General features: G+C 44.2%; 17 protein-coding genes. 8 read left to right on the top strand and 9 right to left on the bottom strand.

Annotated elements, in window-relative coordinates:
• Positions 1-8: 8 nt before the first annotated feature.
• Positions 9-1,778 (bottom strand): solute:sodium symporter family transporter, encoded by a 1,770-nt coding sequence (locus tag L4D12_RS08710; RefSeq protein WP_428447436.1) that lies wholly within the window; start codon positions 1,776-1,778, stop codon positions 9-11.
• Between the two features lie 170 nt (positions 1,779-1,948).
• Between L4D12_RS08710 and L4D12_RS08705 the strand changes: the two genes are divergently transcribed.
• From L4D12_RS08705 to L4D12_RS08690, 4 genes are all read left to right on the top strand, one after another.
• Complete coding sequence (locus tag L4D12_RS08705; protein WP_428447435.1) at positions 1,949-2,806, top strand: helix-turn-helix domain-containing protein; 858 nt, start codon at positions 1,949-1,951, stop codon at positions 2,804-2,806.
• A 416-nt stretch (positions 2,807-3,222) separates the two neighbouring features.
• Positions 3,223-4,464 (top strand): tetratricopeptide repeat protein, encoded by a 1,242-nt coding sequence (locus L4D12_RS08700; protein ID WP_428447434.1) that lies wholly within the window; start codon positions 3,223-3,225, stop codon positions 4,462-4,464.
• Entirely contained in the window at positions 4,464-5,852 is a 1,389-nt protein-coding gene (locus L4D12_RS08695; RefSeq protein WP_428447433.1) for a toxin-antitoxin system YwqK family antitoxin, read from the top strand. Before L4D12_RS08700 ends, L4D12_RS08695 begins: the two co-directional genes overlap by 1 nt.
• Before the next feature lie 2 nt (positions 5,853-5,854).
• Positions 5,855-6,829, top strand: a complete 975-nt coding sequence (locus L4D12_RS08690) for a toxin-antitoxin system YwqK family antitoxin (RefSeq protein ID WP_428447432.1) — start codon at positions 5,855-5,857, stop codon at positions 6,827-6,829.
• Between the two features lie 71 nt (positions 6,830-6,900).
• Here the strand turns inward: L4D12_RS08690 and L4D12_RS08685 are convergent, their stop codons facing one another.
• From L4D12_RS08685 to L4D12_RS08675, 3 genes are read right to left on the bottom strand one after another with little or no spacing between them, the layout of a single operon-like run.
• Complete coding sequence (locus tag L4D12_RS08685; protein WP_428447431.1) at positions 6,901-8,124, bottom strand: MFS transporter; 1,224 nt, start codon at positions 8,122-8,124, stop codon at positions 6,901-6,903.
• Positions 8,125-8,135: 11 nt separating this feature from the next.
• Positions 8,136-9,416 (bottom strand): hypothetical protein, encoded by a 1,281-nt coding sequence (locus L4D12_RS08680; protein ID WP_428447430.1) that lies wholly within the window; start codon positions 9,414-9,416, stop codon positions 8,136-8,138.
• Between the two features lie 8 nt (positions 9,417-9,424).
• The gene (locus L4D12_RS08675; protein ID WP_428447429.1) at positions 9,425-10,615 is read right to left on the bottom strand and encodes an ROK family protein; all 1,191 of its coding nucleotides are present in this window, start codon (positions 10,613-10,615) and stop codon (positions 9,425-9,427) included.
• 576 nt (positions 10,616-11,191) lie between these two features.
• On the opposite strand from L4D12_RS08675, the gene L4D12_RS08670 reads away from it, so the two are divergent.
• Entirely contained in the window at positions 11,192-12,745 is a 1,554-nt protein-coding gene (locus L4D12_RS08670) for an AbgT family transporter (protein ID WP_428447428.1), read from the top strand.
• A 2-nt stretch (positions 12,746-12,747) separates the two neighbouring features.
• Complete coding sequence (pepT, locus tag L4D12_RS08665; protein ID WP_428447427.1) at positions 12,748-13,971, top strand: peptidase T; 1,224 nt, start codon at positions 12,748-12,750, stop codon at positions 13,969-13,971.
• Between the two features lie 152 nt (positions 13,972-14,123).
• Here pepT and L4D12_RS08660 read toward each other — a convergent pair whose 3' ends face one another.
• On the bottom strand, positions 14,124-15,014 hold the full coding sequence (locus L4D12_RS08660) for a DMT family transporter (protein ID WP_428447426.1): 891 nt from the start codon (positions 15,012-15,014) through the stop codon (positions 14,124-14,126).
• Positions 15,015-15,381: 367 nt separating this feature from the next.
• On the opposite strand from L4D12_RS08660, the gene L4D12_RS08655 reads away from it, so the two are divergent.
• A complete protein-coding gene (locus L4D12_RS08655; RefSeq protein ID WP_428447425.1) occupies positions 15,382-16,152 on the top strand; it encodes a TerC family protein in 771 nt (256 codons plus the stop codon).
• Between the two features lie 97 nt (positions 16,153-16,249).
• Here L4D12_RS08655 and L4D12_RS08650 read toward each other — a convergent pair whose 3' ends face one another.
• The 3 genes from L4D12_RS08650 to L4D12_RS08640 all read right to left on the bottom strand — a co-directional run bounded on the left by L4D12_RS08650 (position 16,250) and on the right by L4D12_RS08640 (position 20,437).
• On the bottom strand, positions 16,250-16,969 hold the full coding sequence (locus tag L4D12_RS08650; RefSeq protein WP_428447424.1) for a hypothetical protein: 720 nt from the start codon (positions 16,967-16,969) through the stop codon (positions 16,250-16,252).
• 332 nt (positions 16,970-17,301) lie between these two features.
• Positions 17,302-19,518 carry a glucosidase family protein gene (locus L4D12_RS08645; protein WP_428447423.1) on the bottom strand — a complete coding sequence of 739 codons (2,217 nt, stop codon included), beginning with the start codon at positions 19,516-19,518 and terminating at the stop codon, positions 17,302-17,304.
• A gap of 307 nt (positions 19,519-19,825) precedes the next feature.
• Complete coding sequence (locus tag L4D12_RS08640) at positions 19,826-20,437, bottom strand: LysE family translocator (RefSeq protein ID WP_428447422.1); 612 nt, start codon at positions 20,435-20,437, stop codon at positions 19,826-19,828.
• Positions 20,438-20,632: 195 nt separating this feature from the next.
• Between L4D12_RS08640 and L4D12_RS08635 the strand changes: the two genes are divergently transcribed.
• A complete protein-coding gene (locus L4D12_RS08635) occupies positions 20,633-21,604 on the top strand; it encodes a GlxA family transcriptional regulator (protein WP_428447421.1) in 972 nt (323 codons plus the stop codon).
• Between the two features lie 53 nt (positions 21,605-21,657).
• Here the strand turns inward: L4D12_RS08635 and L4D12_RS08630 are convergent, their stop codons facing one another.
• Positions 21,658-22,992 (bottom strand): DASH family cryptochrome, encoded by a 1,335-nt coding sequence (locus tag L4D12_RS08630; RefSeq protein ID WP_428447420.1) that lies wholly within the window; start codon positions 22,990-22,992, stop codon positions 21,658-21,660.
• Between the last annotated feature and the right edge of the window lie 18 nt (positions 22,993-23,010).

The raw sequence follows: 23,010 nt of genomic DNA, 5'->3' as shown, positions 1-23,010 counted from the left end.
AATTTACCTTAATGATTCGCAAGATTTTCTTTTAAGTTCTGGTTCCGCTTTTTCTTCAAGGTATTGAACGTAAAGTAGAGCGTGCCAACAAAGGTGATAGAGACAAGTGCTGCTTTGAACAATGAACCCGATGGGGACGTGATACCCAGAGGGGACAGCACGGTATAGAGTAGGCAGAATAAGAAACCTAGCGCCCATGCACAGGGTACGGCATATTTCCATTCTGTGATTTCAACATCCTGAGTCACAGGTTGCTGATAAGCCACGTCCATTGGTTTGAAGTAGCGAATGGTGAGCATGATGCTCAGCATGAAGAACAGGTTTAAACCAACAAGGTTTAGCCAATGTACCTGAATAAAACCAAGATCGCCTTTTAGTACAAAGTGCGTGGTATAGAAGAAAACCATACCAAATACGAGGCCGACATAGCCGCTTAATGCAGGAGCACGTTTTGAGATAATGCCCAACAGTACAACTGCAAAAATAGGTACATTGATAACAGCCATGATGGTTCGCATTAAGGTATACAGTGAATCAGCATTGGCGATATAAGGTGCGGCAATAATACAGATGATAGTGGTTGCAATACCAAAGACTTTACCCACTTTAACCGTTTGAATATCACTGGCTGTCGGATTCACGAATTGCTTGTAGATGTCTAAGCTGATCAGGGTTGATAGGCTGTTTATACCGCTATTAAATGAGCTTAAAATCGTACCAAACATTGCAGCACCGAAGAAGCCCGTCAGCCACGGAGGTAAGACGGCTTGTACCAGTGTCGGGTATGAGATATCAGCATTGATAATGTCGGTGATATTGCCGCTTTGTACTTTAAAAGGAATATCGAGCATGCCGCGCTGATGTAAATGCCAGGCCACAATACCGGGTAGTACTAACATCAAAACACCGACGATTTTTAATAAACCTGCCGCCAGTGCCCCTTTTTGGCTCTCCGCTAAGCTTTTTGCTGCAAGCGTACGCTGAACAATTGCCTGATTGGTACACCAATAGAAGAGGTTAATGATGATGACTCCAGAGATCATGCCATGCCATGGAATATTGGCACTCTCACTTAGGCCTGGAGCATTTAAACGTTCCGGCGCGTCAGTGACCAAAATGTGCATACCTTCCGTAAAGCTACCGCTGCCCAGATAATGAAGCGCGAGTATTGGCACCATGAGGCCACATATTAGAAGGGCGATACCATTGATTGTGTCTGATACAGCGACGGCTTTTAGGCCGCCAAAAACAGCATATATGCCACCAATCACACCAATACTGATCACCATAACCCAGGTTGTTTGATTAACGGATAATCCCAGCACATCGCTGATATTAAATAATTCCCCAAGTGTGATGGCACCGGCATAGAGAACAAAAGGTAAAAAGCCGATAACGATGGCGTAGATAAAAATGAAGGATGAGACTAAGCGCATTCTTCGTCCGAAGCGGTTTTCCAAAAATTGGGGTACCGTGCTAATGCCGGATTTTAAATAGCGAGGAAGGAAAACGAAGGCTAAAACGATTAACGTCAGGGCTGATGTCGCTTCCCATGCCATTACATTGGCACCATTAGTAAAGGCGTTGGCATTTAAACCAGTTAGCTGTTCCGCAGAAATATTGGTTAGAAATAAAGATCCAGCAATGACATACCAAGGCAAGCTTCTTCCGGCTAAAAAATAGCCGCTTATTTGATTTAAGTTTTCATTTTTTGTTTTTAGGTAGGAAATGAAAGCCACCAGGAATGTAAAAAACAGGAATGAAATTAAGGTAAACATGGAGTACCTCCTGATAAGGGTGATACATCGCTAATATTTGACATAATCACGTCCTTTGTGTCGTAGGGATGAGTATATATTATTGTTCTATGTTAAATTCGTGATAAAACCGAACTATTTCAGCTGTCATTTTTATCGTAAAAACCTGTTTTGAGAATGGAATAAATACCATGATTCATGTAAAAAACGAGTCTCTTTTTGATAATGTGATCTCAGTCAATCAAAACATTAACATTTCAGGCCTAACTCTGTTGTCTTTGTGGGATACGGTTGGAAACCCCAGTACATACCGCGTGAAATGGCCGGAAGATCGCTTGTTGCCTCTCAGAGATAATACAATTGTGGCCGTGTACTCTCACCGAGGACATGGACAAATCCATTTGAATGATGGACAAATTGTTAGCCTGCAAGGCCATTGTGTGGTTTTTCTGCCACCAAAAAAAATCACCCATTACTTTTGTTGTGGTTTGATCTGGGAATTGAATTGGATGGAGTTCATTGTAACAGGGGCAATATCATTACCCTTAGAGCAGGTGATTGAACTTGAATCTGATACTATGATTGATGAAATAAATAAAGCAATACAAGATCTTAAAAGTATAGAGGAAACCTATCAACGGCTAGGTGTCGCAAGAATTAATACACTCATCTACCAATGGTTGACGTATGCTGATCTTACCAAAGTTAAAAATACCGATGAAGAAAAAGTAAAAAAAGTCATTGCAGAAGTTCACCTTAAAATAGATAAAAAATGGAGCATTAAGGAGCTAGCAAATATTATATCTTGTAGTGAGTCACATCTTAGGATGCTATTTTTGAAGTGTGTTAATAAAACACCAAAAGAATATATCATGGATGCTAAGCTTGATTATGCATACGCATCTCTACACTATAAAAAAACATCTATTACTAATATTGTTCGAGAATTGGGCTTTTACGATAATTTTCATTTTAGTAAAGCATTTAAAGCGAAATTTGGTTTTCCACCATCAAAACATGAAATGATAAAAAATACGTTTAATCCATGAAACTCATCATCTTTTTGTATATACACTCAAAGTGTGAATAAGCCAATTTTGTCGTGATTCTCAATCCAGTTATTCCACCATTGTATCAATGGAAGTATTGTGATGAGTCAATTTATCTACTTTAGTATACGATAGTGCTGCTTGGTAATCGTCTCAACCACTGGAAAGTAATAAACAAGCATTATTTGATATGCTTTCTAGGTATAAGTCGGTGTATTTATATAGTAGTGTGAAATAAATAATCTCATTATGAGTGGTGGTTCTAAAATAAATCAACATTATTGATTGAATTATAGATTAATGAATTGGCTTATATAAAATCCGTATCTCAATGTTATCATATTTCTATATTTAGGCTGCAACATGTTGGTATTTTATGTTTTCTTTATTGTTGCACATCTATTCTGGAGCATAAATTGAGCATTAAAATATTGTTGTTAATATTCCTTTCCGTAATACCGTCAGTACATGTATATGCTGATAATGCCGAATCCGTATATACCATTATTAAAGCAAACCGTGTTTCAATTGATCGTAGTGGTATTATTACCCATGGTTATAACCCAGACAGTACTGTGTACTATGCCTCCAATGCTGAGAAAAAGGAGGGGGTATTACGCATCCAAGGAGCGACTTATCGTGGTGACCCAGAATTTGACTGGCGTGTAAGCAATGGATTCTATGCCTTTTGTGATAACCAACAAGTGAAACTGGGGGTGACGTATCATGATCTGGACTTTAAGGATGTATACACGACATTCATATTTACCCTAGATGATGGTACTCGTTTCTTCTACGAGCCGACTATTGTAGAAAATAAACCACTTTATTCCCCCGCGTTTATTCAAAATCGGTATTTTTTCCATCCGACCGCCTCATTCATTCATGCGCTTAAACAAGCCCAAAGCGTGCAGGTGAAGATTGAAACTGAAGGTCGATTGAATTCGCAGTCGTATGATGTCGATGATATGTTACCCATGAATGGGTTTGCCGAAATGATCACGCGAGTGATGAACCATTGCCCTGAAACGGCCCCTGACATTGATATGGCATCGCTCAGTGAATCTCAACGTTTGCTCGCGAAAGCCAAACAGTTATGGCACACACAATACTACGATGAAGCCGCGACGCTGCTAAAGCGAGCCTCCCAAAAGGGGAAGGGCGAAGCGAGTTTATGGCTCAGCAATTATTATCAATACCATACCGATGGTGATAACCGGATGGCGTTAACACACCAAGCGAGAAGCTTGGGGGCGAAACAAGGCAACGTAGAAGCGATGTGTGCGTTAAGCGTGGATTATATCACGCTTAAAAACACAGACCGTGCTGATAGATTGAAAGGTTTGGCGCTATTAGAAAAAGCCCAAGCGGACGGCGCGCAATGTGCCGATTTCCATTTAGGGTACATGTACATTACGGGGACGGTGGTTGAAAAAGATGTGCCGCGTGGGCGCGAGTATTTAAAGCGGGCTGTTGAATACTCTCCTCAAGCACTCAGCTTGTTACTCGATACCTATAAGAATTCACCGAAAGCGATGGATGCTGAGGTTTACCCGTGGGTGAAATTAATGGTGGAAAACCATGGTTTTGAATGGCGTAAAAAAAAGGCCATTTGTCAGCGTAGCCCCGACGTGTGTGAAAAAGAGAAGGATTTATAATGACCCCAATTTGGCCAACCTGCCATTCAGTGTCTTTAAAATGCGCGGGACTTGCATTGTTTAGTGGTGTGTTGCTTTTTCCTGCGGCATCTAGCGCTGTCTCATTCTCTGATTTGGATTTTGAACGCAAAGGACGTCGACATATCGCTGTTGAGAAAACGACCCAAACCCCTTATACCGGTGTTGCTATCGCTTATGATGAGAAGGGTACTAAACGCGTAGAATCGTATTTTTTAAACGGTCACAAACACGGTCCCAGTTACCGCTGGTTTGCCGATGGCCGCTTGGAAGAACAAATACATTGGCTTGATGGCAAGCAACACGGTATTGCGAATAGTTTTTACCAGAGCCGCTCTCAAAAAGACAGTAAGGAGCCGGCGCTTTATTATCAAACCGATCGTGAAAACTACCAATATGGACTCGAGCATGGTGATCAAACACGTTGGAGCATTGGTCGTCGTTATAACGATGTCATGATGATAAATGGCAAAAAAAGTGGGAATAGGACGCGTTGGTCTCAAGATCGCAATGATCAAGACTATGTGAATTATGACGAACATTATGCCAATGGAAAAATAATGGGGTTACAACGCCATTATTTTCCCGATGGCGGCGTTCAGAAAGACGTGTTTTATAGCCATGGGGAGACAAATGGCCCCTCACTTGAGTTCACCCTTGACGATGTGAACCCCCCTTACCTTACCGCGGTGCAGTTCAGCCAAAATAACCAGCTTCAAGGCATTGAACGACGAGACTATGATGGCGGAGATCGTATAGTGCGCAGTCACCGTCATGGAGAAACGTACGGATTTGAGCACCGTTTTACCGGTGACGGCGTACTGCAGAACGTGTATTTGACCGGTTCAGGCAAACAGGTTGAGTATTACCACAATACCAATATCCGTGGTTCAGAAAGAAACAAACTGGAGGGTGAGAGCCATGCGCTTCAGTATTATTGGTTTAAAACCGGTGTACTACAGGAAGTCCGGCAGTTCGAGCTGGGTAAATTATCTGAGCCTGTGACGGAATGGTATAAAAACGGGACGAAAAAACATCAAGTTATCCCCAGCCAACATGCCGGTCAGTTCCTTGAAAGTGAGTGGTATGACAATGGCCAGTTGCGGGAGCAGGGACTCAAAGGTAAGCGTGGCAAAATGGGGCTACATAAAGCGTGGTATAAGTCGGGGCAATTGAAGAGTGAAATAACCTATGCCCTGATTCAAAAAGGGCGATATGCGTACAGTGTGAAGCACGGTAAAGAAACCCAATGGTATAGCAATGGGCAACCAAAGTTAACAGGGACTTACCATGAAGGTGAAGCGGTGGGAACACGCCGTACGTGGCTTGATGATGGCACATTATATTCAGAAAAAGAGATGGGATTGTAATCATGGCGCGACAAGTTACCTTAACATCACGTTTTCTCTTACTGCTCAGTGTTGTGCCACTTACCGTGAACGGTGCTTTACTGGAATATAAAGGAACGCCAGCGTTAGCGTATGAGGTGGGAGGCTCTGTACCGTATTCCGGCACCGATACTCAATACTACTTTTACCCCGATAAACCCGAAGTCAGTCCCCATAAACTCAGTGAAATCACGTATGTTGACGGCAAAATGCAGGGCCAAGCGACGTATTGGTTGTATAACGGCCAACTTAGCATGCTGCACACTTACGATAAGGGTGTCTTAAACGGACGAGCGGTGACCTTCTATCCCCATATGGCCAACCGCAAGGCGATGGAGACCTTTTACGTTAAGGGTAAAGAGGACGGTTTATCGACCTACTGGGATACGCATGGCCGAAAACAAGGGGTGATGAACATGAAGCAAGGATGGCGTCATGGTGTCGCGCAAGGTTGGAGTGATAGCGGAGCACTGATCTATAACGGCGAATTTGCCCATAACAAGCGGCAGGGTGAGCATTGGTGGTATTACAATCATGGCCAAAAACAACAACGCACCCAGTTTATGGATGGCCAATACGATGGCATTTACCAAGTCTGGTATGAAGAGGGACAGCTCGCCACGGAGGTGATGTATGCGAAAGGTCAATTACACGGTGAAGCACGTTATTGGTATGAGAACGGTCAGCTTAAACACCAAGTGAATTACCTTGCGGGTGCCAAGCAAGGGCAAGAGCAGTTTTGGTATGAAGATGGCACCTTAATGCACAGTGCGTTATATCAAGCGGGCTTGAAGCAAGGCAAACAACAAACTTGGTATAAAAATGGTCAACCGCAGTCGGTTAGCCACTTTAGTCAGGACCAATTACACGGTGAAGAGTTATTGTGGACAGAAGCTGGTGTGAAAACACGGTTTGAGTATAGCAACGGCATAGTCATTGATGCTGAATTGCCGAGATAGCGAGTACGGTCCGGGATATAAATAAGCCGCTATGTTTAGTAGCGGCTTAGTGATAGATCAGCTTGCGATAATCAGGCGTTTTGCTCTTGCATTGTTGCGCTAACCTGCGATTCGGGTGATTTCACCATTAATGCCAGAATAAACGCGATAGCGCCGAAGACAATCAGTGATGAAAAGCCAGCAGTGGTGCCATAAACATCTGATAATGTGCCTACAACTTGACCGGCGATAACGCCACCAAAACCTGCAGCAACATACGTCAGGCCGATCACTGTCCCTTCCTTATCCGTGCCACGGGTGATGATTGTTTGTGCGGTTGTCCATAACAGAGACAGGCCTACACCAAAGGCCATGAAGAGGTAAATCGCTTGTTCAGCAAAGAGAATGCCTAAGATTAATGAAATCAGTGCCAGCCCAGAGAAGATTACCAGCGTACGTTTTTCACCAAAGAAGCGAGTAATATAACCACCAGCAAAACGAAAAGCGGTGAACATGAAGCCGAACATCCCGAGTACGCCAGCTGCTTTTGCTGTTTTATCAGCAGCACTCATACCGTCAATATCAAGCCCTGAAATAAATAAAGGGAAAAAGTTGAAGAAGGCGGCTTCCATGGCAACATAGAACATAAAAAATGCAATTAAAATAGCAACTTGACGGTCTTTTAATACCAGCATGGCATTATTGATACTCAAGGTCTCTGATTTTGCTGAGTTTTCAACGTTTAAGGTCGACATCACTGCCATCATCAGTATTACAATCGCGGCAATGCCGTAGTAAAAATAACGCCATGTAATATCATTGCTAAATAAGGCATTCAGCAAGAAAGGGGCAATGATCAGTCCCACGCCAAAGAAAGCATTACCCACATTAAACAGCATACTGGCTTCTTTGCTGAATAGTTTCGGGATCACTGAACAAATCGCGGTCATCATTGATCCGATACCGATGCCGACGATCATATAGAAACCGAGGAAGAAGGCTGCCGATCCGGCCATGCCCGTCATGATCAAACCGCCAGCCATGAGGCCAGAGCCGACCAACATCATGTACCGAACACCTTTCTTATCCGTCATGTAGCCCGTTACCAATGCGGCGAGAGTAAAGCCCCATTGGAAGAACGACATAACGGTACCAAGTAGTGTTAGGGATATTTCAATGTCGTATTGCACTTGTTCCAATACCAGACCTTTCGTGGTTTGGATTGAACCCAATAAAAACATGGTCATAAACAGCAGGAAGAAAACCTGCATTCTTTTTGCTGCGCTGATGGGTTGAGATGTCGACGTGCTTGTCATAATAGCTATCCTTAGAGTGTCTCAGCATTAAATTGGCTTACGGCATTAAATAATTCATCACCTGCCCATCCGTAGCAGTAATACAGCAGGGCATTGCAATCGCTTGTATTAGCAGCAGTTATCGCGTCAATTAATTCATTTTCAGGTAAGTTCCACATCTGGATCCCACTAAAAATGAAGGTACCATCTTGAGAAAGCTCACGAACGTGATTATTCATGTCACGGACAAACTCAATGGGATAACCCGATTGTTTGAATTGTTGATAAGATAAGTCATAAGGCATATCAAAGAGTGAAAGAAACGAGTGGAACATCCGCTCTTGTTCTGCTTCATTATGCGCATAAAAGTTGATGAGTCCTTGTACGTCTGCGCCGCCTCCCAGCTTATGGTATGGGAAGTGTTTTAGTGCAGATGCATGTTTAGTGAGATCTGTATAATTCTGGCCCAACAGCCACGAATACTTCGGTGACCATAAGTCGAGCCATAGTTCAATCTCTGCGTCGACGGCATGCATGGCTTGTTTCAGATTGGCGACAAATTCAGTGACAGAGGCTTGTTTAAATGCCACCCAAGATTGGATTAATGGGTCATTTTTAAAAGCGAGTGGGAATGCTTCAAATTCTTTTTGTTCGAGAAGGGCAACCAGCTCTCCCAATCGCTGTTTAATTGCGGTGACATTTAATCCTTGAGCGGTCATCTTGTGGCAGCATTTGTCACAGAAACAGGTATACAGTTGATCGGGATTAATCGCTTCACCAGCCCAGTCAGGGTAACGAATACGGTCAATCAAAAAAGTGTTATAGCCATACTGCTTTTTGATACCAAGGAAGATCGTTTTCCATAAGTCGATGACGTCAGATCCATTCGGGCAGATCCAATGTTTTTGCATGACACCTTTATAATCGACAACGTGATTATTGTCTAAATCCCCAGTGAAATGACCATTGAGCACGTTTACCCAAGGAATAACCGTGAATTCATCGGGGGCGATATTCTCTTTCAAGGTATTAAAGCAATCTTCACCTGCTTGCAATGACTGATGTTTTACTTGCTGGAGGCGACACTGAGAAAAATCAATATCGACATGCAGTGTTGCATCGCCCATGACAACATCGTGAACTGGATTGTGAGGCAATATCCCTACCGGAACGGGATTACGCTCAAAAATCGTGTTCACTTCCGCGAAGATATATTTGATATCCCCCATAGCACGTAAGCGTGTTTTGATCGCTTCCACGCCTTCATCAGTGATATCGTGTGGGTGGATGTGAATACCATTACAGCTGGACATGGTGTGCCTCACTTTAATTGAATGTTAGGTAAAAATTGAATATCAGGATGTGCGCTGGCCATTGCCATCACGGCCATACCATAAACGGGGGCATGGTTTCCTAAGCTTGAGAGTTCTAATGTGATTCTGGTATTGGCGAGGGTATGGCGATCAATGATTGACTGGGTTCGCTCTAAAAATTGTGTTGCGGCTAAACAGACGCCACCATACAGCACCACTTTTTCGGGATTGGCGATAGCAATGGCGTTGATTATCCCAAGCGCCAGAGAGTCCGAGAGTTCTTCAACCAATGATTTCGCTAAGAAATCGCCGTGTTCAGCAAGAATAAAGATAGCTTTTGAACTTAACTGATTATTGGTTAACTGATAGTAACGTTGTTCAATACCAGAGCCTGAACAATGGGTTTCTAGTGCGCCTTTGTTATGCCAATTTTGGTTAAGCTGTTCGCGAGACAGCACCATATAGCCGATTTCTCCCGCCGCATTATTGGTGCCACGGATCAGCTTGCCATCGATGACCAGAGCGGAACCGAGCCCGGTGCCTATGCCGATAAGCATCGCGCTTTGTGTGTCTTTACATTTGCCTTTGAATATCTCGCCAACGAGCGCCGCACGCACATCATTTTCAACCACGACAGGAATATTGAGCTGATCTTGAATTTCGCCCGCTAGAGAGAATCCTTCCCATTGCGGTAGGTTAGGTGAGCCTTCAAGCACGAACCCCGTTGTGTTTTCAACGATCCCGGCCGTAGCGATACCAATGACAGAAATAGAGTTAGTGGGTATGCCTGCTTCTTGAATAAAGATCGCAATAGCTGTATTTAATTTTTCAATAAACTGAGCACGAAGCGACACTTTAAAAGTAGGAATCGTTTTATGGGTGATGAGTTCTAGCCCAATATTAAATAAAGATATCGCGATTTTTGTGCCACCTAAATCAATCGAAATGGCGTAATCTGCATTTTTATTAAAGCTGATAGCTATACCTTTACGGCCCGCTTTACTGTCAGACTTATTCTTATCGTGTTCAATCACTAAGCCTTCATGAATTAACTGTGACACGATCTCGGAAATCGTCGCTTTGGTCATGTGGGTCAACTCTGCAATTTCAGCACGTGTTGAGCGATCATGTTGTTTAATCACATTGAGGACATTAGATTTATTTTGTGTTCGAATTTGAACGGAACCGTTTGTTGGCACAGAGATGTCCTTCATTAGTTTGGCAACCATACTTGAATGGCAGTTTTATGACATAACCACCGTTATGTGGTATGAGTTATGGTGCGAATTTGTACTATTGAGCTGATTGTAGTTTAACAACTAAACTATAAGTGTGATCTAAATCGCCATAATGGGAATGCATTGATAGAACGTCCCATTTTGTGAAGAATATCAATAAAGCGGATATATACTTTATCGTCGCCCTATTTTCCATCGTGTTTAGCGGGGACGAGTAAGACGTGTTCAGGATTTAATGGCGAAGTATTGTGAATCATCAGCACCAAATAGCCCGATTTAGTCAACGCGTTGAGTTTATGTGCGAGGCCGCGTTTGTATCAACCACGGAATAGTTTGGGTATGTACCATCGGATTTATTTATCGATGTGATTAAAAAATTAACTTAGTTAACACCATGTAGGGTAATTGATAAGACAGATAAAATAGCGCTGAAAAAACTCTCGCAGAGATCACTATTTTGATAATTACTTAATTATCATTAAGACATTATGATTAAGTCCTCAGTTTATTGTTTCATTGTAAATAAAGGATTATCTAATGAGTATTGAAATGGCGTCACCGCCAACACAAAAAAGAAGTTGGCTAGACAATATCGAAAGCATAGGTAACAAGATCCCAGATATTACTATTCTGTTCTTGTTTGCTACAATAATATGCATTGGCTTGTCTATGTTTCTTTCGACAATTCAGTTTGATTATATTCACCCATTAACGAAAGAACCGGTTCAAGTTGTTAATTTATTTTCGTCTAATGAGTTGATGACATTATTGATGTCGATGGTGAGTAACTTTGTTTCATTCCCACCGCTTGGCATTGTGATTGTCGCGACCTTAGGTATCGGTATCGCCGAAGGGTCTGGTTATATCACAACAGCCCTGAAGAAGTTACTGTCTGTCGTGCCCCTTTCAGCGGTAACCCCCTCAGTTATCTTTATCGGTATTCTGGCACACGTGGCATCTGATTCTGCTTATGTGATTTTAATGCCGGTATCAGCATATATCTTCTACAAAACAGGTAAGCACCCACTTGCAGGTATTGCCGCGGGTTTTGCGGGCTTAGCTGGTGGCTTTACGGCGTCTTATACCCCGTCAATTATCGATCCTATCTTAGCGGGGTTTACCGAAACAGGCGCTCAAGTTCTTGATCCTGAGTACACCGTGAATGTGTTGTGTAATTTCTTCTACTCGTTTGCTTCGACGTTTGCGGTTATTGGTTGCTGCTGGTACGTAACAGACAAAATTGTGGAGCCACGTTTACGTCATGCGATACCAGTGGATGTGGATCAAGTGGAAGACACCAATACGCAACCAAGCCCAGAAGAAAACCGTGCATTTAAAATTGCTAACTGGACCTTGTTAGCTTTGATTGGTGCAGGTGTTGCGTTAATGGTGCCAGAAACTTCATTATTTCGTGCGCCGGATGGTTCACTAACGAGTCCTGCCGCGCCGGCAATGAAAACCATTGTTCCATTACTGCTGATTTTCTTTACCGCGCCTGGTTTGGTGTATGGCTTTGTGAGTAAGCAGTTTAAGAGCAGTAAAGATGTGACCAAAGCGATGGAGACGATCACTGGTTCACTGGTCTCATTCATTGTATTTGCTTTTTTCTGCGCACAGTTCTTGTACTGCTTCAGTAAATCAAACATCGGTAGTCTTATCGCACTGTCAGGTGCGGAAGCGTTAAAAGCCATGAACATGCCAGGGCAGTTGACGATTCTAGGGGTGATTTTACTGACCGCGTGTTTGAATTTACTGATTACATCAGCATCATCGAAGTGGGCTATTTTGGCTCCGGTATTAGTACCGATGCTGATGGCAGTTGGTATTTCACCTGAATTGACGCAGGCCGCATTCCGTATTTCAGACAGCGCGGTGAACGTGAGTACCCCAATGTTTGCATTCTATCCGCTAATTATTTCCTATATGCAGCGGTATTGCTCACAGTCTGGTATCGGTACTTTGGTATCAATGATGTTGCCATATACCATTGGCCTGCTGATCACCTTGGTTATCATGCTGTTCTTATTCTGGGGCTTTGATATCCCTCTTGGCTTTAATAGCGGTTATACCTATAGCTTGTCTGGACAATAATCATGAAGACACTAGAACAAACGTTAATTAATCACTTTCTGCGCTATGTGGCGATCAGCAGTCAGTCAGATGCCAGTGCAACGACTCTACCTTCGACCCCTGGGCAAATGGCGTTAGCGACGTTATTGTGTGAGGACTTAAATGCGCTTGGTTTCAATGAGACTGAGTTGTTGGACTCAGGCATTGCAATCGCACGTATTCCAGCCAATACCACAGGGGCTAAAACGGTTGGCTTTATTGCACACCTAGACACGGTAGATGTTGGGTTAAGTGCCGATATTCATCCTCAGCTATTGACCTATCAGGGAGAGCGGCTGTGTCTGAATGCCGATAAGCAGATCTTTATTGATGAGCTGAGTCACCCTGAACTGGCAAAATATATCGGACAGGATATTTTATTCTCAGATGGTACGAGTGTATTAGGGGCAGATAACAAGGCTGCTATTTCAGTGATGATGACGCTAGCACAGCAGCTGCAAACGTCGGATGTGAAGCACGGGGATATTTATTTAGCATTTGTGCCTGATGAGGAAATAGGCTTGCGTGGCGCAAAAGTGCTGCCGCTGGAGAAGTTTCCGGTCGACTATTGTTACACCATTGACTGTTGTGAGCGCGGCGAGGTGATCTATGAAACCTTCAATGCGGGCAGTGCGGTACTGTCTATTGATGGGATCACCGCCCACCCGATGAGCGCTAAAAATGTATTGGTGAACCCGAACCTGATTGCCGCTGATTTCATTGAACAGCTGCGTGGACGTGGTTTACCTGAGCAAACAGAAGGCCGTGAAGGATATTTCTGGGTAACCGATATCAGTGGTAATCAGAATCACGCTAAGGTGCATGTGGCCATTCGTGATTTTGAACAAGCCAGTTACGATAGCCGGAAAGCTTATCTGGAAACAGTGAGTGAGTTCTTGCAGCAAAAGCATCCGAAAGCCGTTATATCGCTGACAATTACCGATGTATATAGCAATATCGCGCAAGCGATGGGGGAGGATACTGAAGCTTTAACCAAGCTATATCAAGCGTTGGAATCGCTTGAAATACCAGCAAAAACTATTGCAATGCGTGGTGGGACGGACGGTTCTGCCCTCTCTGTGAGGGGGTTATTTACCCCGAACTTCTTTACTGGCGCACATAATTTCCATAGTCAGTATGAGTTCTTACCGATCGCGTCATTTGTCGACAGTTATCAAGTGGCATTAAAGCTGGTTTCAGTGAATTAATGACACTGTAACGTCAGCGCATAACTGAAAAAGTACAGCGTTTTATCGCTGTACTTTTTTTATGCCAAGCGTTCGATGACTCAAACTAATCTGGATAAGTAAAGGCTCTGATAATTGTGAACAATGATCAACGACTGGTTACTATAAGATCTTTAGGTATTGCCTTGCGGATCAGCTGCGAGCTTAGCTTTGTGGCGTCGTAGCAGTTTTTTCCATTTAATTGGCATCATTGGAACAACGATCAGAACGATCCCTAATGCGGTATATAGATCGGGGACTTCATCAAACCAAATCACCCCAAAGAAAATCACAAATGCTAACCCGGAGTACTCGGCGAGTGCAATTTGGCTGGCTGGCGCTTGTTTGAATGCCATCACAACCAGTGCGTGATAGGCCAGTACAAACAGGTTAATGGCTATGATCCAAAGTACGTGAGTCAGAGTGATCGGCTGCCATTCGAAGTACGCAATAGCCGCCGCAATAGGCAGTGTCATGAGCGTGGTCCAGAACAGGGTGCAGATCAGCGGCTGATCATCAGGCATACGACGGATTAAAATATTTCCCACTCCAATGGCTAACGCACTGCCGAGTGCGACAATGGCAGCCCAGTGGAAATGTTCAGGGCGTAATACAATCAGTACCCCGGCAAACCCTATGATTGTGGCAATAATTTTGCTTAGCGGCGGGCGCTCATTCAAAAATAGCACGGATAACGGCAACACCAATAAAGGTCCGACATAAAAAATAGCATTGGCGGTTGCAAGGGTGAGGTGGGTAATAGCCACCATGGCACAAGCACTACCTAATAAAATGAGCTGTGCACGCCAGAAGGTAATGATACTGCACCCTTTTATACGGGTTGTTTTCGGTAACCGTAGCCAGAGAGGCAGTAAAATAATTAAGCTGATGGCTTGGCGAATGAAAACATATTGAAATGTGGGCACTTCCCCATTGAGCATTTTCAGTGAGACATCGGAAAACGAGGCCAGTAAATTAGCAAGCACCAGTAGCAGAATCGCGTGCTCGACTTTCTTGTGATTCATATAAACCTATTGATAAACATACCGTTATAACCGGTAGAAAAAATGACAGAGGCTATTCAGAGAGGCGTCACACGTATCTGCGGTGCTAAATCGGAGTTAGATAACGATTTAGTGATGAAGAGTTGAAATTGCGCGTCCATGGCATAAGCGGCGATATATTAACGGTATTATCAGACATTTAAAATACACGAAGAAGAGATTATTTTTGTACGACACATTTGGTTACACACTCTCGATTGCCCAAACTCATCGCGGGTGATTAACTCATCCCTCCTAAGCAAAATGAGGTTAATAGTTTAATGGACGACCCCTATAGTCGAATGACAATGTCCTTTTCTTCCTGCTCTGTATCCACGGAGCAACTGTCATGATTGATTTATTCATGCAACCCGAAACCTGGGTTATCTTTGCTACCTTGTTTGCCCTTGAAGTTGTTCTGGGTGTCGACAATATCGTGTTCATTTCTGTCTTGTGTGAACGTCTTCCAGAGCATCAGCGTAAGCTTGCCCGAAATCTGGGTATTGGCTTGGCGGTAATGGCGCGTATTGTTTTGGTTTTCTCGATCAGCTGGGTGATGTCGTTAACCGAGCCATTACTTAATATGGTGGGTTATAGCTTTACAGGCCGAGATCTGATCATGATCGCTGGTGGTGGTTTCTTGTTAGCCAAAAGTGCGAAAGAATTGTGGTTATGGCTGACACACACTGAAGATACCCACGCCAGCAAGGTACGTACTGGTATTGCACTGGTGCTATTGCAGATTGTTGCGGTAGATGCGGTGTTCTCTATGGACTCGGTGATCACTGCGGTTGGCTTGACTGATGAAGTGCCAGTCATGGTTGCAGCGATATTGGCTTCTGCGGTAGTGATGGTATTGTGTGCAGAGAAAATCAATGATGCAGTTATGCGTTATCCAGGCCTAAAAACCTTAGCACTGCTGTTCTTGGTGTTACTTGGTGGCCTGCTGATGGCGGAAGGCTTTGCTATTCATGTCAACAAGGGTTACGTCTACTTTGCTATGGCCTTTGGCTTAGTGATGGAAGGCTGTCACATTATGCTGAACAAGAAGAAAAAACCGATGATTAAGCGGGTCTATCCGATGCCACTTCATCGACCTCTTTGTTCACAGGTGTCGTAATACGTGTATATGCCATTGCCTGTCGAGTGATGGCTTATTACGTCATTAAAGCTAGCCAAATCGGCTAGCTTTTTTGTTTCTGGCGCTCAGGGACACGTTATGATGAACAGACAAACCATGAATTGGCCGCTGCGGTGATATAGGCTTCTTTATGCCATTTTACTGGTTCCCAAGCGGGTGCAACCCGGATATCACCTTTGATTTTCTCTCTTGCCAGTACTTTCACCATGCCATTGTTTACACTGTAAACTTGCCCCCGATAGGTGTAACCGATAGTGGTCTTGTCTGTTTGATCATACAGGCAAACGGTAGTACCAATATTGGAATAGATGTATTGGCTTTCTTCACTCCACTTGCTATTCGTATTTATGTTGCTAGATGGTTGATACAGAGGACTATTGATCACGCTGGCGAGAACAACTTGTCGCTGTGGACTATAGGGGTCATACCCTAAGATTTCGGCGGCTTCAAACCATTCACCTGTTGGTGCGGTGGTATTTTCGATCACTCTTAACGTCACAAAAGGGCCATCGAGGCAGAGATCCGCCCACAGTTCGGTACTGGAAATACGCGCAGAGAAAATAGGGGTTTCCTCAAGAGTATTTGCCCCAGTGACACACCATGTTCCGCTGTCCTGCAGGGTGAGCTGGCCAGCATTTGCATCACACACCCGCTGGGCGAGTATTTGATAGTCAGCAATGTCTCTGGCTGCATCCTGCTCGCTGTTGGCGCAGTAACGATATGTGAAGGAGTACGTGTTTTTGGGGTAGAAGATCCCTTTATCGACCACGGCACCATTGCGTCGGATATCGTTCATGGAAATGAAGCTCTGGGTAGAGTCAAAAAAACTGTACTCGCCAGTTCGCCTCTGGATATCCGAGTTTGTGCTGCAACCAGTGATGATCAAGCTACAGATAACTGTAAAGAGGGTCTTTCGTGTCACAAACGGAGTTAAATATCGTCTAGTTTGTGAGGATAAGAGTGAATACACGTTATCTCCTGTTTGCTTGACTAACTGGGTATAAGTATATCTTAGCTATTTCAATATGCAGGGTTTAGAGTGAACTCTGTGTGCAGGATTAACGAAAGGAGAAAAAGGCAGGCACCATTATGGGGTGCCTGCAAAGGTGGAGCTAGTGTCACAATTTGTTAGTGGGAGTGAAGGCTGGCGATCACTGACGTGTTAGCGGGTACAGTTACTGTGGCATAGCTAACCGTCACCCCATTTACGTTTTTTTGCAGTGCAGTGATGGTTTCACCGTTTATTGTGATTTCTGTATGACTGCCATAGAAATGAGCTTCCCATTCGAGTTCGTGCTCTGAGCGGTTTGTTAGCGCTGTACGATTAAGGCCATCATGTCGGATGTTGAGCTCGTGCTCTCCCATCGGAAGATGCTCGACTTCAAGCCATTCGATATCAGCAGGTAGGTGTGATGCGGTGATCACTTTATTATCTGCAGCATCAGGTACTATTCCCATTAAGCCTTCAATGGTATTGGAGATGAAGGTAAACGAGATCTCAGGGTAATCCCCGTTGGTGCCTTGTGTTGGACGCTCATGGGGGAGATCTTTCTTGTTGATGAGGTAATTCATCCATTTCCAGGCTTCCTCGTTACGGTTATACGGGAAGTAGGTTTCAGGAATATAGGTATAGGCCTCAATGTTGTGTGGTGCTTCAGGCGTTGAGCCGATGCCATCCCCCAAATTTTCAGCAATAAAATCAAGGTAGTTGTCGTTGCGAACACCTGGTTCTGTGATCAGTTTCATTGGCATGAACCAACTGTTTTCTTTGCCAAAATCATTCAAGCGTAGTCCGTCTTTTTGGATGATGTTGACGTAGTTGGCCAATGGCTGGTTAGTCTCTTTGATACTCCAGTCTTCGTTGAAGAAGCGTTTCAGGTTATCGGCTTTTTCGGCCCACTCAAAAGCGAGGCTGGCTTCTCCCCGAGCTTTAAGCATGGCGGCATAGGCGACAGTAGCCTGATACTGCGATCCAATACCGTCACCTGCTTCTATTGGGAATTCACCACGCTCGTTATATGTTGCTGAACCTTCAAAGATCCCGCCATAACCTTCGGCAATATGGTTGGGTTCTTGATCATCATGCAGCGCAATATAATCGGTCAGTACCTTGGTATAAAACGTCCAAAGATCCTTGTCCTCGATATAACGACGGTCTCCCGTCCAGCGATATTGCTCATACGCTTTTTCAATAAATTCAAACTGAGCGGGTACTTCACGGACAAAATACTCGTCGTGGTGGTAATCAATGGTATGTGGGGTGCCATCAAAGTTAACTGCCCATAAGGTGTACCATTTACGTGATTCAGTTGAATGCCGGGCAAAGGTTTTGAACATCGAGAAGTTCTCAGGGGTTAACCCTGCTAAACCAGCACCACTGGCTTGATGTAAGAAGTCACGTGAATAGAAGGCGGTACGGTCAAAATACCCAGCCCAGTAAGACGGAATATAATCAGCGCGCCCACTGCCATCGTTGTTGCGTTCATCACGGTTGATGAGGCCATTTTTACCCGTCATGACAAACTGTTTAGTCTTGGCCATCGCCCAGTTAAACGATGTTTCGAGGTTCGGATTAGACGAAGATATAGTGACTTCTTTGGCATTCACAGTAGCGGTTATCTGCCATTTTTCTGCTTTGCCTTTAGTGTTGATGACATAGGCGTGAACGGGCTTACTGAAGTCGACAATGTCTCCGGTTCTGATACTGGTCCGGCTATTGGGAGAGGCAAGCAGGTTATCGACAGTTAGGCGAGTAATGTCTGTACCGTAAGGAATAGTAAGTGAGATTTTCTTCTTATCACGGTTAATGGCGGTTAAACCGGACTGTTCATTGACATTAAACTGAATGATTTGATTGAATTTAGGGGACTTATTTCGTTTTGATTTGATCAGTTCAACCTGATCGATGCTGATGGCACTGCCATCTGAACCCGAGAAGAATACTGATAGTATTTCTCCTTTTTCTAGGGCGATATGTTTAATTTTATTTTGGGTATAGTACTTATTCTTACCCAGTTTTTCTGATACGAGTATATCCCCAGCTAGGTTTTTAAGGCCAAATTGGCCACTTTTTTTATCACTTTGGATGAAGGCGGTGAGATCATAATACCCTGTTTCAGGAATTGTAATGACTTGGCTGATATGGTGGTCGGCACCGATAGCAATACGGCCACGGTAGGTGCCTTCGTGCGCGTCATCACTACGAATGTTGGCGAACCAGTAAGACCAGCCGAGTCCTTTATCTTCAAAGCCGGGGTTGCTGATGAGATTAGGGCTCTCTCCTGCTTGTACCACTACTGAGAGAAGGAGCCCTGAAAGTGCCGTTGCTAGATGGGTCAGTTTCATTCTTAGCCTCTTGATCATATTGTAATTATTAGTGAGATGTTGGTCAGTATCTTGGCATAGCGACATTTATTATTGCGTCACGAATAATGTAATGGATGTCCTGTTTTCTCAGGTTTTGGTATCTCGGTATGGGGTATAAGAATAAATTTGGAAGCAAGGTCGACGATAATGTCGTTTAGTCAGGATGGGAAAGAAGCAGTAAGCTGATGAATGGAAGAAGGTGAGAAGGGATGTGCGGAACAGCGTGTTCCTGTTCCATGGGTTCCGTATAGCTGCTCCGCACAAAGGGGGATTCCGTGTTGTTATGTTATTGACTTAATGGAAGACTTGCACCAAGTAAGGCAAAAACAGTACCGCAGCCACGATTAAAGCGCTGGCCGCTTTTTTCCAGCCATGGTCGCAACTGATGGGCGACACAGGCGACAAGGTATTCAACACTGAATTCCACCACGGCAAACGTTGTTGCCATGATGATAAATTGGATCAATATCGGCTGTTCTGAGTTCATAAATTGTGGTAAGAAAGCGCCAAAAAAGAGTAACACCTTCGGGTTTGAAATTGCCGCTAAACCGCCTTGGCGAAAACGTGCAAGATTACCTTTATCGTGATTATTATCGACGTGACCTAATTGGAAGCCCGGTGAACGCCACATTTGAATACCAAGATAAATTAAGTACGCACCACCTAGCCATTTAAATACGGTAAGAACATGCGATGAAGCCATCATTAATGAGCCGATACCAAACATAGACAGGGCAATAATGAGGATAAATCCTGCTACACCTCCAAAAATGGTAGCCAGTACTTTTTTTCGGCCGTAAATCGCACCGTGGCTAAGGGCCAATAGGCCATTGGGACCAGGAGCAAAGGCGAGGCCAGTGACTGCAATGAGATAGAGAAGCCAAGTCTCTAACGTCATAAAAATTCCTTGAACAAAACGAACAGTATGCGGAGCAAGTATACTGATTAAAGTATTAATTAACGGGGTATTATTTGGTATAAGTAAGGTATTATTTAGACATGTTCCGCGTCTGTTTTTCTAAAATTTACCATGTGCTATACAAATACTTCGCCGACAATCGAGCCTACCCCCATGTGCACATCAGGTGCAGATGTGCGTTTTTTACTCTTACCGCTTCCTGAGTTCAACATGCTGCCTTTTGGTGGTTTCCTTGATAAATTACGCTTCTCTGCTGATGAAGAAGACTATAGCCAGCAAAAATATTGCCAGTGGAAAATCGTTGGATTATCAGCGGGTCAATTGGTCTCTAGCAGCGGGGTGTCGATAGAGATACCCTTTCAGTTTGATGAGGTGAGTATTGAACACTACGACTACTTGGTGGTGTTTGGTGGGCGTAGCGCACAGGCGTGTATATCATTAGCTGAGCAGTATAAACCACTATTACGTCGAGCGGCAGCGAAAGGCTTGACGCTAGTCAGTGTGGATAATGCCAGTTTTTTATTTGCAGCTGCCGGGTTGATGGAGCAACGTCAGGTCGCTGTGCATTGGCGGCATGTGCGTGAGTTTGAAACCGCTTTTCCGACAATTAGGGTTCAGCCTGATCAGTTGTTTTGCCTTGATGGTAAGCGGATCAGCTGTGCGGGGGGAACCGCTGCGATTGAATTAGCGGTTGCGTTGTTGGCTCGTCATTGTGGCCGAAATAAGGCGTTGAAAGGACTCGCAGATATGCTGGTTGATGAAGCCCGTTGTCAGCAGCATCATCTGAAATCACTGAATGATGAAACACAGGCGGTGCATGGTACGAATCGTCATGTTGGACGGGCTATTGGGCTAATGCGCCAGCATTTATCAGGAAAAAAATCAGTGACAGAGTTAGTTGAGGAGCTGGGCTTATGCCGTCGTCAGCTAGACCGGCTTTTTCAGGCCGAGTTTTCCTGTACTGTCAGTGACTATTGGACCGCCATGCGGTTGACTCATACGCGGTGGCGATTACACAACTCTACTTATACTCTGAGTATTATTGCTGATGAAGCCGGCTTTTCTGACGTAAGCTATTTTTGCAAAGTATTTAAAAAGTATATGGGTGTGACGCCCAATCAATATCGGGCGTCTATTGTTCGCTAGGTCACTTTGATAGCGTGATTTTTTGAGTCTCAATGGGGTGCTGTTGTTGTTGGCTACCAAATTGGCCAGTCAGCGGCATCCACGGAGTCGAGATTACCATCGTGGTTATCTCCCCCCCATTTACGGATAAATTGTCCATCAGGATCATAACGTGCGGTTTGCTGCTCGATATTAAAGGGCTGAGGATCGGCCGGTTCTGTCCCCACACCAGCAATACACTGCCAATTTCCCCAATTTACGGCGACATCGTAATCAATTAGGTGTTCTTCAAAGAAACTAGCGCCATAACGCCAATCGACACTGAGCTCGTTGACTAGGCAGGAGGCAACTATTTGTCGTCCACAATGAGAAAGATAGCCCGTTTGCCGTAGCTGATTCATCAAGGCATTTACCAGAGGGAAAGGGGTATTTCCTTCACACCAGCGACGAAATCGTTCTGGATAGAAGGCGGTATGGGGACCATGAGATTTAATTCCCTTGAATGCAAATAGTGTCGGACCAAGATAATGGGCAGACCAATGGCGGTATTCGCGGATGAGTAATGCTTTTTTCATGCTTTCAATCAATAAGAGAGGGCTATCAGCCGGATGATCGGCGGTGCCATTAACGGGTTGTGCAGTATTGAGTGTTGATAACATTGTTTTGGGTGATACGCACCCCAGTGCCAGCCATGGTGACATATGGCTAGAGATGCTCAAGTCATCAAGTTGATTGTAACTCGCTTTATCGTCACTTGGGTCGAAAGCTAATTGATAATTAAGCAATTGTTTTAATCCCGCCTGTTCCCCTCCTGAAAATAAGTGGCTAGTTTGCTGATTGATAAGAGGGCCTAATATATCAAAGGGGCGAGAGCTTGAAGGTGCTGGTGGAAGTGCGCAAATTTCAGAAACTGGAGGGGTGATGCAGAGCCCTTCTACTTGAGCGTTGAAATGAGCAAAGGAATCAGGAAGTTGAGTAATGTGAAAAGGCAATTCGGTGCGGTCAAACAGGGTTTGGCTGGCGACGCTGAAAAATTGGATATAAGGGTAGCGGCCCTTAAGCGTTTGCCAATTCCGTTGCTCATAAGTACCGGTTTGTTCATTGCTATATATTGCACTGATATTATGCTTGGTGATCAGTGTGGGTAAAATATTGAGCGGGTGTTCAAGCAGGACATGCAGATGTTGTCGGTGTTGTTCAAGTTGCTCTGCAAGGTTGTCGAGCGATTGTAGCAGAAATTGTAACCGATGTGGCCCGAGCCGGGTGATCCCATACGGGTACCGGTTTGCTCGGTCATAGGGTAGGCAATACACACAGATAAGGTTATCCATTTCTGACGCCGCTAGTTTTAACGCGGGGTTGTCATGCAGACGCAGATCGTTTTGAAATAGAAACAAGCCCGTTGCCATTTAATCCCTTAATATAAA

Origin of the sequence: Photobacterium nomapromontoriensis, assembly GCF_050336815.1 — a bacterium.
Taxonomy (GTDB): domain Bacteria; phylum Pseudomonadota; class Gammaproteobacteria; order Enterobacterales; family Vibrionaceae; genus Photobacterium; species Photobacterium nomapromontoriensis.
The sequence above is the reverse complement of the archived record's forward strand: the minus strand, read 5'-3'. Positions and strand labels throughout refer to the sequence as shown.